The sequence below is a fragment of the Raoultibacter timonensis genome (assembly GCF_900240215.1).
GTDB lineage: Bacteria > Actinomycetota > Coriobacteriia > Coriobacteriales > Eggerthellaceae > Raoultibacter > Raoultibacter timonensis.
Genome location: NZ_LT964679.1, coordinates 2,632,129 through 2,645,258 on the forward strand (window position 1 = coordinate 2,632,129; position 13,130 = coordinate 2,645,258).

Here is a 13,130-nt window from a genome sequence, read left to right on the forward strand (position 1 = left end):
ACCTTACATGTATTCGCCAACCCGTCATTTTGAGCCAATATAGCCATGCCTGGCGCTGAATCAGCAGCCCTATGCCCGCCCATATTCGCCCGAAGCCCCGAATCAGCGTCAGATGCCATGCGCAAGCAAGCAACCTCGCAGACGAACGCCCTCGCAGGCAGCAGCCGCGCATCCCCTACAGGCGCGCAGCCACCGTACGTATCGCGTCGTCGGCATCGTCGCGCAACCGCCTGAGCTTCTTCACCTCTCGGACCACGAAGAACACGGTGGTCACGAAAGCGAGGGTATCTGCCGTCGGCACGGCGAGCACGATCGAAACCAGCGACGACACGCCAAAGACCGGCAGCACCATCGGGAAGATGACGTAGAGCGGGATCAGGTAGATCACCTGACGGGTCATCTCCAGGATGGCGGACTTGAGCGGCTGGCCGCTCGACTGGAAGTAGCTCGAACCGACGATCTGGAAGCCGACGATGGGCAGCACGAGCGTATCGAGCTTGAGTACCGTGATGGCGAACTGCTCGAGATCGCCCGAGATGCCGAAGATGCCGATGATCGGACCGGGTATCACGTGCACGAGCACCCAGAAGAAGATCATCATGCCCGTCGCCCACACGCTCGCCCACTTCACCGTATCGAGCACGCGCTGCCACTGCCGCGCGCCGTAGTTGTAGCCGATGATGGGCTGCGACCCCATGATCAGGCCGATAACCGGCATGATAGCGAACATGATGGCTTTGTTCGCTGCGCCGATGGCTGCAAGCGCACCCTCGGCACCGAGCGGATCCTGCGCCCCGTAGATGGAAAGCAACTGATTGAGCACCACGGTAACCGCCGTAGCCGCCACCTGCATGACGAACGAGGCCAGCCCGAGCGAAAGGATCTTTCCCATGAGGCGCACGTCGGGCACCATGCACGACAAGCGCAGCTTGAACGCCGCGTTCTTGTTGAATACGAAGTACCAAACGACCGGCACCATGCCGCATGCCTGACCGAGAATGGTCGCAACCGCACTGCCCTCGACGCCCCAGCCGAACATCATGACGAACACGTAGTTGAGTACGATGCACATCGTCGTGCCGAACACCATGGTGTAGAGCGCAAGCGTGGGCTTGCCCGCGGTACGCAGGAAGTTGTTGAGACCCATGCCAAGCGATTGGAATATGAAGCCGAAACAGATGATCTGCACGAATGCCTGCGTAGGCGCAAAAAGATCGGCGGGCGTGCCGAGCAGTACCAAAAGAGGATTGATGAAGAAGGCGGCGGCAAGCGCAACGAGGATGGAGATTCCGATCAGCAGCGTCGCCGAATTGCCGAGCGTCTTCTCGGCGAGGTCTTTGCGTCCTTCGCCGAGCTGGATGGCCGTCAGGGCATTGCCGCCCTGGCCGGCAAGCATGGAAAAACCCATGAGGATGGTCATGACGGGAAGAGCGAGCGTCGTGACCGCAATGCCCACATCGCCCACAGCATGGCCCAGAAACGCCGTGTCGACGACGTTGTACAACGAGTTGAAGATCATCGAGATGATCGCGGGTATGGAAAACTCGAGAAGGAGCTTTCCTATCTTCATCGTGCCCAATCGATCGGGCGATTGCTTTTCTTTTTCTTGCTGTATGCTTTCTGGCTCTGACATGCTGTCCTGCTTCGCGTCGCTTTCGGAAACTGTGTACGCAATCTGAAAATGAGTGCGACGTTTTATAGTACCACATGAGAGTTCGTAATGTGATAGAACCGTACCATTGCTCGAGAAGCAACGGGGCAGCGGTACGCTTTACTGAGCCAAGCCTAGCGCATGGTATGCCGTTTTGCTCCCGTTGACGCCGCGCGACGGACGAAAGCGGCGCCGAGCGCAAGAACCGATGACAAAACCACTATTACGATCAGAGTGACCGGAAAATATGCGTCGCCCACGGACGGAAGGACTGCACCGCCTGCCTCCGGCGACGGAAGGTCGCGGATCTCGCTTTTGCCGCCATCGGATCCGTCACCGAGCTCGTCGTCGGACCTGTCGCCGGGATCGGTTCCTGCTTTCGCAATCGTGAAGGTCGCGGCACCTTCTGCAGGATCGGTCGCGTAGTTCGCATTCGCTTCGCTCTCGGCGGGCACAAACGACCAGTACAGGGTAACGCTCGATCCAGGATCCCCGCTGAAGGAGAATCCTTCGCCGGGCGTCTGCGTTCGCGCTTCGTCGGTATACCAGACGAACGTCCCCTGAACGGGCTCGACTAGACCGTGTACCGCAACGCCTTGCCCAACGTCGGAAACGGCGATCTCATCGAGCTTGCTCCCGACGCGCACCGTGCAGCCGACAGGCCCGCCGTAAGAGAACGCCGCCTTTGCAACGGTAAAGCCCGCTTCGGCAGACGCACCGGCATATGCCACGCTCTCGGTGGCCCAAGGGCCAACCGTCGCCCGCACCGTATACGCCCCTGCGCTGATGGGCGGCACCGTCGAGTATGCGGAATCGACCGCACTCGCTGCCTTGTACTCCAGCACGGCAGACGACGAGGCATCCGTTGCACCGTACGAGGCCTTCGCCGTAAAGCCCGAGCCATCGATCGGTTCGCCCGAATAGACCAGCCCCGAGGGAGCCGATACCGAAATGCTCGGCGCAGACTGCCCCACCACCTTGTACGGGTGACTCGTTGCGGTTGCGGCATCTGCGTTAGCCACAACCGCATACCCTGCCGCAGGCAGAACAGCATAGACATCGCCGACCCGCTGTCCAGCGTCGTCTTTCGCAAGCGTTCCCGCGCCGAACATGCCGCCGGTGATGGTTATCTCCGCCTCGTGCGTAGCGGTCGACTCCGCGCCATCGCCGATAACGTCGGCATCGAAGCTCCCCGTTGCCGTAATCTGCCCGCCGGAGATGACGATGCCCGAAACGTCGCCGCTCCCCTTCCCGCCCCCAATCGCAGAAGCGCCGTCGAAGTCGGGGTTTTCCCTTCTCGTCGACGCCGTCACGACGGAATCTATGATCGCAATGCCCGACACCGTACCGCCGCCATCGCGAGACGCACTCCCCCGCCTATGCCGGCGCCCCCACCGTGTGCCTTTGCCGTAACCTCGGCGTTCTCGATAATGATGTTGCTCGCCGAAGTGGAAGCGCCCCACGAATTGCCCCCGCCCGAACCGATAGCCGCCCCGTCACCGTTTTCGACCGTTGCTGTAACGTTTGCATCCTTGATGGTGATGCCGTCGACCGAACCGTAGAGTGCCGCTCCGATGGCAGCGCATCCATAGACAGTCGAAGCCGTCACGCTTCCGCCAGTGATCGAGATGTTCTTAACGGAGCCAGCGCTCTTACCCGAAGCGTCCCAGCCGAACGCCCCGCCGATACCAGCGCCGTAGCTACCGCCTTTCGCAGTTACGGTACCTCCCGTGATCGAGATGTTCTCGGCAACAGCCCCGCTGCCACCAGCTCCTATACCGGCACCGCCGTAAGAACCATTGGCCACCACCGTACCCCCGTTGATGGTGATGTCTCTACCGTGCCCGTCCTGACCCCAGCCGCCACCTATGCCGGCACCACCGTAAGAGGAAACGCGCGCATCGACAGAGCCATCGTTGATGGTGATGTTCGTGCCGGCTCCGCCCGCACCGCCCCCGATGCCTTTATCGCTGCCGACTGTCTTCAGAACGAGAGTGCCGCCGTCGATGGTGATGTTCGAACCCGATTCACCGATTCCGCCCCCGATGCACGCAGCAGACGTCGGAATTCCATCCTGATTCCCTACGAGCTTACCAGACCCCGAAATGGTCAGTGCGTTCTCGCCGTTCTGCACGCAAGCGCAGCCGTATGCCGGAACCAGCGCAGTTTCCCCCGCAAGCTTAAGATCGAGCGCGCCCGACAGCACGTGCACCGGCGGCTTTCCCACAGTCTGAGCGAGCGCGTCTCCCGTATTCCGTGTATCGATGCTCACGGAATCGAAGGTGACCTTGGCCGCAACCGTATTGCCCGCTGCCGCACTCGCCGTCGACGTGTCGATGACGACGCGATCCGAAGAGGTAGATCCGCTGCTCATGGAGATGGTGAGCGGGGTACCTGTCAGCACGGTGAGAACGTTGTTCGAGTACGACCAATCCGTAGTTTCCGTACCGCCTTCCACAAGAAAGGCGCCCGCCGATGCCGCTGCCCGAACCTCGTACAAATCCACATCGGCGCTTATCCCTGCCGCCGATACATCCGCAGAGCCCGCATCGAATCCATTCGCCGATCGCTCACCCGCCCAGGCCGTATCCCAATCCGAAGATACCGCAAGCGCACAGGCGAGCAAAAGCGCAGTTGTAACGACCGACAGCACCCAAACCAGGCAGCGAAGCCCCCCCCCGATTTTCGGAAGGTTCGAACGCGGTTGATCAGACGGCTTTCATGCAAACCTCCTTGTGAAGGCGACTGCCGTAGGCAACCGCAGCGCATGTCGGCTGACAGCGCAGAATAACGTTGATATTGTGGCTTATATATAAGGAATACGGCCAGATGCTTCGATCTATTATCCGATGAACAGCTTGCCAATCGAAGCATTGTGCCGCTCTGAAGCAATCTTGCGGACTCGCCCGGGAGGGCTCTCGCACGCGCTTTACCCCTCATGCGCGAATTTGACAACTGCGGTATCCTGTTACGACATAATCGGAAGGATATCGACCATGAACGACAACCTCATCATCTCGATCAGCCGCGAATACGGAAGCGGTGGCCGCGAAATCGGAGAACGGCTCGCGTCGACGCTCGGAATCGCCTACTACGATAAGGAGCTCATCAACCGCATCGTACAGAAAAGCGGGTTGCCCGACGATGTGGTGGAAGCCCATGACGAAAAGGTTCTCAACCGCTTCCTCTTCACGCCGAACCGGTTTCTCACGGGAGCGGATCTCGATCAGCCCATCGCCTCGGCCATCCATGCTGCCGAGATAGAATCCATCCGCTCCGCCGCAGACGAGGGTCCCTGCGTTATCGTCGGAAGGAGCGCCGATTCGGTGCTTTCGTCGTATCCGGGACTCATCAGCATCTACGTGAGCGCGCCGATGGAAAACAGGATCGCCCGTGTCATGCGTCGCAACAACATCAGCGAAGGAGAGGCAAAAACGCGCATAGCGAGAATCGATAAGGACCGCGCCCACTATTATCGCTATTTCACCGATAAGAAATGGGGCGAAGCGAACAACTACGACCTCTGCATCAACAGCGGGAAAATGGCCGTTGCCGACGATGCGGTAGCGGTCATCTCCACCTATCTCGATCGCATGGAGCGCAGCCGATAGCCGCCGGTACGGCAGTCGAAGCCGTGATGCATCGGCGAGACGCGCGTTCCCATGCGACAGCCGGATCGCCAGCAACAAGGCGCAGGGAGGCATCGCGGCGGCGAGACGCACGTGAAGAAACGGGGGCGTCGGCGCGCAACCCGAAGCGCCTGAAGTCCGCTAAATCCGAAAACAAGGTCCAAAAAGCAAGCGGGACGCACCATGTCGGCTGCGCCCCGCTTGTTCGTTTCAACTCGGCAGAACTAGCCCAGCCGCACTCCGTTGGGAACCTCGGATTCCGGCACAGCGAGCACAGGCAGAATACCATCCTCGTAACCGATATCGTAAATCATGCCCTCCGACACTTCGCCAGCCATCTTGCGCGGAGCCATATTCACGACGAACAGAGCCTGCTTGCCTTCGATTTCGGCTTTCGGATCTTCGCGCTCCTCCTTCATGCCCGAAAGAATGGTACGGGTGAAATCGCCGAAATCGACCGTCATCTTGATGAGCTTCTTGGAGTTTTCTACATCTTCGACGAGCACGATCCTGCCCACGCGGATATCGATCTTATCGAGATCGTCAATGGTGATGTTCGGTTTAACGGGAGCGGTCTTGATCTGGTCGGTCATGATTGGTCTCCTTACTTGAGCGCATCGGCGACTTTGCGAGCCGCAGCGGTGATGGACAGGTGATCGACGTTGACGGTCACGTTGGCGTACTTTTCGTAAAGCGGCTTGCGCTCGTCGTAAAGATCGCGCAAGCTCATTCCGATGCCCCCCTTGAGCACGACGCCGCGCTCCTGCAGATCATGAAGGCGATTGACGAGTTCCTCGAACGATATCTGAAGATAGACCACACGGCCGATCGACGAAAGGTGGTTCATGGCCTCCTCGGAGTATACGGCCGAGCCGCCCGTTGCGATAATGCTCTTCGTCGCCTCGATGTCCTGGAGAATCTGGTTTTCGACCTCGATGAAGCCCTCGGGGCCGCACGCATCAATGAGTTTCTGCAGCGTCTTGTCGCATTGGTTCTGTATAACCAAATCGGCATCGATGAAATCGTAGTTCAGTATTTTCGCCAGCACGATCCCGAGCGTCGATTTGCCCGCACCGGGCATGCCGATCAGAATGATGTTGTCTTTTCTCTCTTCCGCCATGATGTTCCCTTCGGTTTGATCAGATGCTGCATCCATGCGGCGGCACTCGGCTCGAACGTCTTCGGTGGCACCGCGGCAACATCTATCGCAGAATTGAGATTATAGCAGTGCTCCAACCAATAGGCGGCTTATGTAATGCGGATGAAACGCGGGTGCCCTATTCCTCCGCCCGAGCAGCCGCCCTGACGCCCCCGTCGCCGAATTCGCGCGCTTCGTAGTCGCGCAGCTCTTCGATCGGCGGCGCTTCCCCCGCAGGCTCCTCTGCGAGTTGCTTTTTCCCCTTGAGCGGAAACATCTCACTTACAAGAATCGCAACGAAGATGAGGCAGAATCCCGCAACGAGCTTGAACGTGAGCTCTTCTCCGTACAGAGCGACCGAAAACAGCACGCCGAACACCGACTCAAGACTCAAGAACAGCGATCCCTGCGCGGGGGGGACATGCGCGAGCGCTACATTTTGGAACACGAGGGCAACGCACGAAGCGAATATGACGAGGTAGGCCATATTGAACAGGAAGGCGGGATCAAGCAGCACCTCGACGGGAGGAAACGCTTCGAAGCATGCGCCGACCGCCATACCGCACACACCGCCGAACAGAAACTGCCAAACCGTCAGCACGAGGATATCGCGCCCCTCGGAAAGCTTCGCCACGTACACGATGTGAACAGCGAACACGAGCGCGCACAGAAGCGTCATATAGTCGCCGAACCGCATGGAAAACGACCCCTGCAGCGAGACAAGGCCCACGCCCGCAATACAGAGCACCGCCGCAGCGATGTTGTACACGGTCGGTCGCTTTCGAGCTATAAACCACCAAATGAACGGCACGAGCACGCAATACGTTGCCGTGAGAAACGCGTTTTTCCCCGGCGTCGTATCGGTGAGGCCGATCGTCTGGATCCAAAAGGCGAGAAAGATGAGCAGCCCCAGAAAGCATCCGTTCACGATATGCCCTCGGTCGAAATGGGCTCGCAGTTTCTTGAAGAAGATAACCGCGAGGATAAGGCCGCACGAAAGAAAGCGAACGCCGATCAGGTACGAGGGAGGCAGCACATCGACCGCATCCTTCATCACAACGAAACTCAGGCCCCAGATAACGGTGGCCGCTACGATCATGAGCTTGTAGACGATGCTCGGCAACACACGGTTGCCCGATGCCGACCCGCTGGTATTTCCTTGAGTTTCCATAAAGCGGCATTATAGCGGGCAAAACAGCCGAATGAAAGGCGCATCGGTCAACTATCCACGACGGGCAGCCGTACCGCAACGAACGCCCGCGCCGCCGCCGTGCGGTTGCGGCCCGTGCCCGCATACCGCACGCCCGATCCGCATTCGTTAGATCGCCAAATCCCGTTTGCCGAAGACCGCCACGCCAGCAACAAAAAGCGCAACGCCTGCCACGTAGAGGATAACCGCACCGCCGATAGCCGATGCGTCGCCCGCAGCCAGCCCGTACGAGTCGAACAGCGTCAGCGGCGTAGCATTCTTGAGAAACTCGAACTTATCGCCCACCTGCGAAACCATCTGTATGAGAAACGACAGGATGCACAATCCCCCGCCGACCCACAACGCCGGGCCGGCGCTCGAAAACAGGCAAGCCGAAAGGAAGCAGATCCCCGCCATAAGCAACCATAGGCCGAACAGGCCCGCATTCGTCTGCAGCAAACCGACCGTATCGAGATCTCCCGAGAACAGAGCTTCGGACGATCCGATTTCGAGCACGGTCACGAACACCATCATGAGCGCGAGCACCGCCACGACCACGCCGGCCAACGTGCACGCTATCTTCGCGCGGCTATTCGGCGTCGCAAGCAGATATGCCATGGATCCGCGATCGATGGGGCGCACCACAAGCTTATTGATCATGATAAGCGCAAGCACGAAGGGGAACAGCACGAGCAGAAAACCGTAGAGGTAGTTGAGCATGAAATCGAGCAGCGTTGCGCCCTGCGTCGCCATGCCGAACGCCGCGAACAACTCGGGCATGCTCTGCATCATGAGATCGAGGCTCTCGCCCAATTCGGGATCGAACATGCTCACGATAACGGTGACGTACATGGCCAGAACGGCAGCTATCACGACGGAAACGAACAGGTTCGCCTTGAGTTCTTTTCCGAACAAGGTCTTATTCATGGTTTTCTCCCCCAACCTCGGCGCCGTACAGATGCAAGAACAACTCCTCGAGCGTCTGCTCTCGCGTTGCCATATCGACAACATCGTATCCGGCAAGGTCCTTTACGAACCCGTCCATCACGCCCGTTGTTTCCACCTCGACGACAGAGCCGATCGCGTGCGTTTTGGGATGCGCCGCACGGTAGCGACCGCATTCTGCCTCGCTTGCGAACGTAATCGAGAAAACCCGCTTGCGCGAGGTTCGCACGTCGTCCATTCGTTCGATCGCCGCAATCCTCCCTGCTCTGATGAACGCCACACGATCGCACGTCTTCTCGATCTCCTCGAAGAGATGGGACGACAGCATGATCGTCGCGCCGCGCTCCTTTTCCTCGAGAACAAGGTCGACGAACCGGTTCTGCATGAGCGGATCGAGACCGCTCGTCGGCTCGTCAAGCAGCACGATCGCCGGCTGCGCCATGAAAGCGCACACAAGACCGACTTTCTGCTTGGTCCCCTTCGACATCTTGCGGATTTTGCGCGACGGATCGAGTTCGAACCGCTCGATGAGGCTACGCATGCGGCTGCGGCCGCGCATTCCTTTCATGCTGGCCATGAATTCGAGAAACGCGTGTCCCGTCATCTCGTCCATGATGGCGATTTCGCCCGGCAGATATCCTAGGCCGCGCTGAATTTTCGCCCGGTCCCGAAAGCAATCCATTCCGTTGATCGAAGCCGTTCCCGATCCCGGCTTCACGAAGCCCATGAGGTTGCGCATGGTCACCGTTTTGCCCGCGCCGTTCGGTCCGAGAAATCCGAACACCTCGCCTTTCTCGACCTGCATCGATACGTCAAACACGCCTCGGCCTGATCCGTAATCCTTTGTCACGTTTTGCAGCTCTACGACCGCGCTCATCGATACTCCTCCTTGTACGCATACTGCTTGAACATTTCGCACCACGCAAAGAACTCCTCGAAGAGAGCATCGATGTCGATGGGCCGGTGAAGGCTGCGCTGCTGGTGCAGGTATCCGTCGGCCATCCAGATCATCATGTTGAGGACGTTGCGGGGATCGACATCGTCTTTGAACTTATCGAAGCGGATGTTCTTGAAGTACGTTTTGAACATCACGTCGATACGGGTCTGCGTCCATCCATCCATCGTATCCCTGATATCCTTGTGTTCCGGATAGTACGCCCGTATCGAAAAATCGAGCACGTAGGGAATCTTTTCGAGCATCGCCCGCTTGCGGGTAGCCGTGTAATAGAACAGCTCGAAGAAATCGTCGATTTCGTAAAATCCGTCATCGACGACTATCTTGGATACCCGCTCTATCAGATGCTCCACGATATAGAGGTACAGCTCTTTCTTGTTCTTGAAGTAGAAGAACAGAAGCCCCTTCGAGATGCCGGCTTTTGCGGCGATGGACTCGGTGGACGCCCCCTTGTAATCGCTGCGGCCGAACGTCTCGATCGCAGCGCCTAGAATAGCCTCGCGCCGTTCTTCGGGCAGGCTCTCAAACTTGTCGAATTGATCGCTCATGGGGTCTTCCTCGCACTGCGCGCCGTACCCGAACACCTTATCCGGACCGATTAACCGAATGGTCAACCGGAATACAGCCCATGGTATGCCATTGACTATTTTTTAGAAGACCCCTTTATGCAATCTTAATGCCGTTTGATGCAAAACCCGCAACCGAGCGATCAGAACCGGATGAAGTGACGAGGGTTGACCGGAGTGCCGTTCATTTCGATCTGGAAATGCAGATGGGGGCCCGTCGAATAACCCGTCGACCCGACGTAACCGATTACATCGCCTGCGGACACCTGCTGACCCACCGATGCAGCCTGACTGCTCATGTGCATATAGGTGGTCACGATCCCGTTTCCGTGGTTGACCTTCACGGCTTTTCCGCCGCTGCCGTAATCGCCCACATAGGAAACCGTTCCCGCCGTGGCAGCCACGATAGGCGTGCCTTCGGAAGCACCCAAGTCGATGCCGTTGTGATACTCTCCATCCCACGCTCCGGCCCAGCCGAATTCGTTGGTCACGCTGGCCCCTGAGGGAATCGGATGCGTCCATCCCGTTATCGTTGCTCCACCGCTTCCGATAATGTCTTCCGCCTCTTGGGCGCGGCGCATCGCTTCGTCGGCCGCAAGACGCTCGGATTCCTCTTTTGCTCTCAGCATGACGATATCTTCGTTTACCCGCTCGAGCTCCTCGTCGAGCTCGTCTTTCGCCGCCGCAATCTCATCGCGTGCGGCTTTCGCGTTCTCGGCCTCTTCCTCGGCTTTCGCCTCCTGTTCGGCAAGCTCCTTTTCGGCAGCCTCAGCAAGCGCACAGGCTTCCTTGCTTTCCTGGATAAGCCCCGCCTCCTGTTCGGTTATTCGCTCGAAGGAATCCCAAAGAGCAACGAACTCCTCGAATGAAGAGGCTCCGATGAGCACCTCGAGCATGGATGCCGTCCCACCGCTTTTGTACATGCTCGCCGCACAGAGCGCGAGCTGCTCCTGGAGGCCGTCGACGCGAAGGTTCGCTTCCTTGAGGCAGATCGCCGCCGAATCGGCTGCTTCGGAAGCCCGCTCGTGCTCAAGCGTTGCGCGGTCGTACTCCGCATTGGCGTCGTTGAGCATCGTCTGCAACGAATCGATGGACGCCATAAGCTCATCGGCCTCGGCCTGCTTTTCGGAAATGGTTTCGGCATGGGCCACCTGCGCGGGAACGAACAGGCCGGCCACAACCACGGAAGCGCAAAGGGCAAAGCAAAGCACCGCTCGCAGTATGCGCTTGTCATAAACTTGTCTCATATATACCTCAGCTCAAAGCGCCCCGTGCGCGGCGCTCGGTATCTCGTCATCCGGACCGGCATGCAATTATCCAACCGATCCTCTTCGTAACTCGGTCAACTATAACCGAAACGAATTCATTATGTAATATGTTAACAAAAAACCCAAAATCCCTGCGCGATGGCTATCGCTTCGCATACGATCGGCAAGGGTTCTACCGACCCGCCCGGCTGTGCCGGCTTCGGCGTTCCCTTACCCGCTTGCGCCCGCCAGCAGGTTTCTCCAGCGCGCAGTCCTGCGGCAAGCGGTAGAATCTATAGGGAGCACCGAGGGCACCGCACGTGCACGGTTTTCTCCGATGGACTGTTTCTGGAAACGAGTTCTCTGATGGGCAGCTTTCAGAAACGAGAAACGCTCCAAACGGATCCATACGGCCCGAAATGGACCGCAAGGGACCGAAATACGGGTTTTCTTTCGTTGTGTTGCACGAAGAGCCCTCGATGACCGGGTTTTTGCGACCGTATCCACGCCATCGAGCAACAGGGAGTCGTGTGCGAGACTGTGAACAGGGGCTATTGCTAAGGCCTACCTTGGCCTGCATAGCCGAAAAGCTCAAAATGCAACACATCGATGAAAAACCCGTATAGGGGGCTCGGACCTACGAGGCGTTCGGGAGCTTCGGGGTTCTCGGGAGCTACGAGGCTCTCGGGAGCTACGAGGCTCTCGGGGCCTCAAGGCCTCGGGGCTTCGGTGTTCTCGAAAACTCAGAAGCCGCGGGATTTCCGGGCACAGCAAACCAGGTAAGGCGCGTGCCTCAATGCGGCCTTGCGCAAAACATGATGGGAGCCTCAATGGAGCAGCCGACCGAAGCGGAACAGCCAACCGAGCTCGTGATCATCGATGGGCACGGCCTCCTCTTCCGTATGTTCTACGGAATACCGGCACAGCTGCGTTCGAAAGACGGGCTCCCGCTCAATGCAGCCATCGGGTTTACGGGCACCGTACTCAAATACATCGAGCAGTTCGATCCGCAGCGCATGCTCGTCGTCTTCGACAACGAGCAGCCGAGCTTCCGCAGCGGCCTCTATCCCGAATACAAGCTCAACAGGATGGTCGACTACGACGAACTCGACGATGACGAAAATCCTTTCGCGCAGTTCAAAGTTATCGAAGATTCACTCGATGCCCTCGGCATCAAGCATGCAACGCACGTGGGGTTCGAAGCGGATGACGCAATGGCGAGTTACGAGCGCCTTGCGGGAAACATGGCCACGGTCGTTATTTCCAACGATACCGACTTGCTGCAGCTCGTAAACGAATCAACCGACGTATACGCCGACAGGGGAAAGAAATCGATCGCTTACGATGTCGATACGGTTATCAGCCGTTTCGGAGTTGCACCGCATTCCATGGTCGATTTCAAAGCCATCACGGGCGATTCGTCGGACAACATCCCAGGGCTCTTCGGCGTCGGCCCCAAAACCGCCGCCAAGCTGATTGCGCAGTACGGCGATATCGAATGCATCGTGCAGCAGGAGGCGAGCATCACGCCCGCGAAACTGCGGGAAAAGATCGCCGCAAACCATGATCTGCTGCTGCGCAACAAACAGCTCATTACGCTTCGCCGCGATGTACCCCTGGGCTTCAAGCTGTCCGACCTGAACGTCGATGGCCCGCAGTACCGAGGTTTGCGGGCCATCGACGTTCTAGCAAGTACCGGTTACCTATAGTATTTGAAGAGCGAAAAGCGCTGCGTCTTCCCGTTTCGCAGCCGACGGGTTCGTCTCGCGCACTAACGCGCCCCGCCGCCCCCGCCGCCGAAGCCGCCGCC

Annotated in this window: 12 protein-coding genes; 2 read left to right on the top strand and 10 right to left on the bottom strand. The window is 58.5% G+C overall.

Features of this window, described 5'->3' with window-relative positions:
• Positions 1-175: 175 nt before the first annotated feature.
• The 3 genes from C1722_RS11350 to C1722_RS11360 all read right to left on the bottom strand — a co-directional run bounded on the left by C1722_RS11350 (position 176) and on the right by C1722_RS11360 (position 4,157).
• Positions 176-1,633, bottom strand: a complete 1,458-nt coding sequence (locus tag C1722_RS11350; RefSeq protein ID WP_102379336.1) for an MATE family efflux transporter — start codon at positions 1,631-1,633, stop codon at positions 176-178.
• A 152-nt stretch (positions 1,634-1,785) separates the two neighbouring features.
• Entirely contained in the window at positions 1,786-2,994 is a 1,209-nt protein-coding gene (locus C1722_RS11355; protein WP_102379337.1) for a hypothetical protein, read from the bottom strand.
• Positions 2,973-4,157 (bottom strand): hypothetical protein, encoded by a 1,185-nt coding sequence (locus tag C1722_RS11360; protein WP_146040659.1) that lies wholly within the window; start codon positions 4,155-4,157, stop codon positions 2,973-2,975. The genes C1722_RS11355 and C1722_RS11360 overlap by 22 nt, the downstream gene beginning before the upstream one ends.
• 490 nt (positions 4,158-4,647) lie before the next feature.
• Here C1722_RS11360 and C1722_RS11365 point away from each other — a divergent pair, with 490 nt between their 5' ends.
• Entirely contained in the window at positions 4,648-5,262 is a 615-nt protein-coding gene (locus tag C1722_RS11365) for a cytidylate kinase-like family protein (protein WP_102379339.1), read from the top strand.
• A gap of 242 nt (positions 5,263-5,504) precedes the next feature.
• On the opposite strand, the gene C1722_RS11370 is transcribed toward C1722_RS11365, so the two are convergent.
• The 7 genes from C1722_RS11370 to C1722_RS11400 form a co-directional block, all read right to left on the bottom strand.
• The gene (locus C1722_RS11370; protein WP_102379340.1) at positions 5,505-5,873 is read right to left on the bottom strand and encodes a tRNA-binding protein; all 369 of its coding nucleotides are present in this window, start codon (positions 5,871-5,873) and stop codon (positions 5,505-5,507) included.
• Positions 5,874-5,884: 11 nt separating this feature from the next.
• Positions 5,885-6,400, bottom strand: coding sequence for a shikimate kinase (locus C1722_RS11375; protein WP_102379637.1), 516 nt, complete (start codon positions 6,398-6,400; stop codon positions 5,885-5,887).
• 157 nt (positions 6,401-6,557) lie between these two features.
• The gene (locus C1722_RS11380) at positions 6,558-7,589 is read right to left on the bottom strand and encodes a DMT family transporter (RefSeq protein WP_102379341.1); all 1,032 of its coding nucleotides are present in this window, start codon (positions 7,587-7,589) and stop codon (positions 6,558-6,560) included.
• A gap of 147 nt (positions 7,590-7,736) precedes the next feature.
• Positions 7,737-8,534 carry an ABC-2 transporter permease gene (locus C1722_RS11385; protein ID WP_102379342.1) on the bottom strand — a complete coding sequence of 266 codons (798 nt, stop codon included), beginning with the start codon at positions 8,532-8,534 and terminating at the stop codon, positions 7,737-7,739.
• A complete protein-coding gene (locus C1722_RS11390) occupies positions 8,527-9,429 on the bottom strand; it encodes an ABC transporter ATP-binding protein (protein ID WP_102379343.1) in 903 nt (300 codons plus the stop codon). The genes C1722_RS11385 and C1722_RS11390 overlap by 8 nt, the downstream gene beginning before the upstream one ends.
• Complete coding sequence (locus tag C1722_RS11395) at positions 9,426-10,055, bottom strand: TetR/AcrR family transcriptional regulator (RefSeq protein ID WP_102379344.1); 630 nt, start codon at positions 10,053-10,055, stop codon at positions 9,426-9,428. Before C1722_RS11395 ends, C1722_RS11390 begins: the two co-directional genes overlap by 4 nt.
• Before the next feature lie 161 nt (positions 10,056-10,216).
• Entirely contained in the window at positions 10,217-11,320 is a 1,104-nt protein-coding gene (locus C1722_RS11400) for a M23 family metallopeptidase (protein ID WP_102379345.1), read from the bottom strand.
• An 830-nt stretch (positions 11,321-12,150) separates the two neighbouring features.
• Here C1722_RS11400 and C1722_RS11405 point away from each other — a divergent pair.
• Positions 12,151-13,029 carry a 5'-3' exonuclease gene (locus tag C1722_RS11405; protein ID WP_180995170.1) on the top strand — a complete coding sequence of 293 codons (879 nt, stop codon included), beginning with the start codon at positions 12,151-12,153 and terminating at the stop codon, positions 13,027-13,029.
• Positions 13,030-13,130 lie beyond the last annotated feature (101 nt).

Bases quoted from the DNA above. Each gene is read 5' to 3' on its own strand.
- C1722_RS11350 (WP_102379336.1), bottom strand. From the start codon at position 1,633: ATGTCAGAGCCAGAAAGCATACAGCAAGAAAAAGAAAAGCAATCGCCC.
- C1722_RS11365 (WP_102379339.1), top strand. From the start codon at position 4,648: ATGAACGACAACCTCATCATCTCGATCAGCCGCGAATACGGAAGCGGT.
- C1722_RS11370 (WP_102379340.1), bottom strand. From the start codon at position 5,873: ATGACCGACCAGATCAAGACCGCTCCCGTTAAACCGAACATCACCATT.
- C1722_RS11375 (WP_102379637.1), bottom strand. From the start codon at position 6,400: ATGGCGGAAGAGAGAAAAGACAACATCATTCTGATCGGCATGCCCGGT.
- C1722_RS11380 (WP_102379341.1), bottom strand. From the start codon at position 7,589: ATGGAAACTCAAGGAAATACCAGCGGGTCGGCATCGGGCAACCGTGTG.
- C1722_RS11385 (WP_102379342.1), bottom strand. From the start codon at position 8,534: ATGAATAAGACCTTGTTCGGAAAAGAACTCAAGGCGAACCTGTTCGTT.
- C1722_RS11390 (WP_102379343.1), bottom strand. From the start codon at position 9,429: ATGAGCGCGGTCGTAGAGCTGCAAAACGTGACAAAGGATTACGGATCA.
- C1722_RS11395 (WP_102379344.1), bottom strand. From the start codon at position 10,055: ATGAGCGATCAATTCGACAAGTTTGAGAGCCTGCCCGAAGAACGGCGC.
- C1722_RS11400 (WP_102379345.1), bottom strand. From the start codon at position 11,320: ATGAGACAAGTTTATGACAAGCGCATACTGCGAGCGGTGCTTTGCTTT.
- C1722_RS11405 (WP_180995170.1), top strand. From the start codon at position 12,151: ATGGAGCAGCCGACCGAAGCGGAACAGCCAACCGAGCTCGTGATCATC.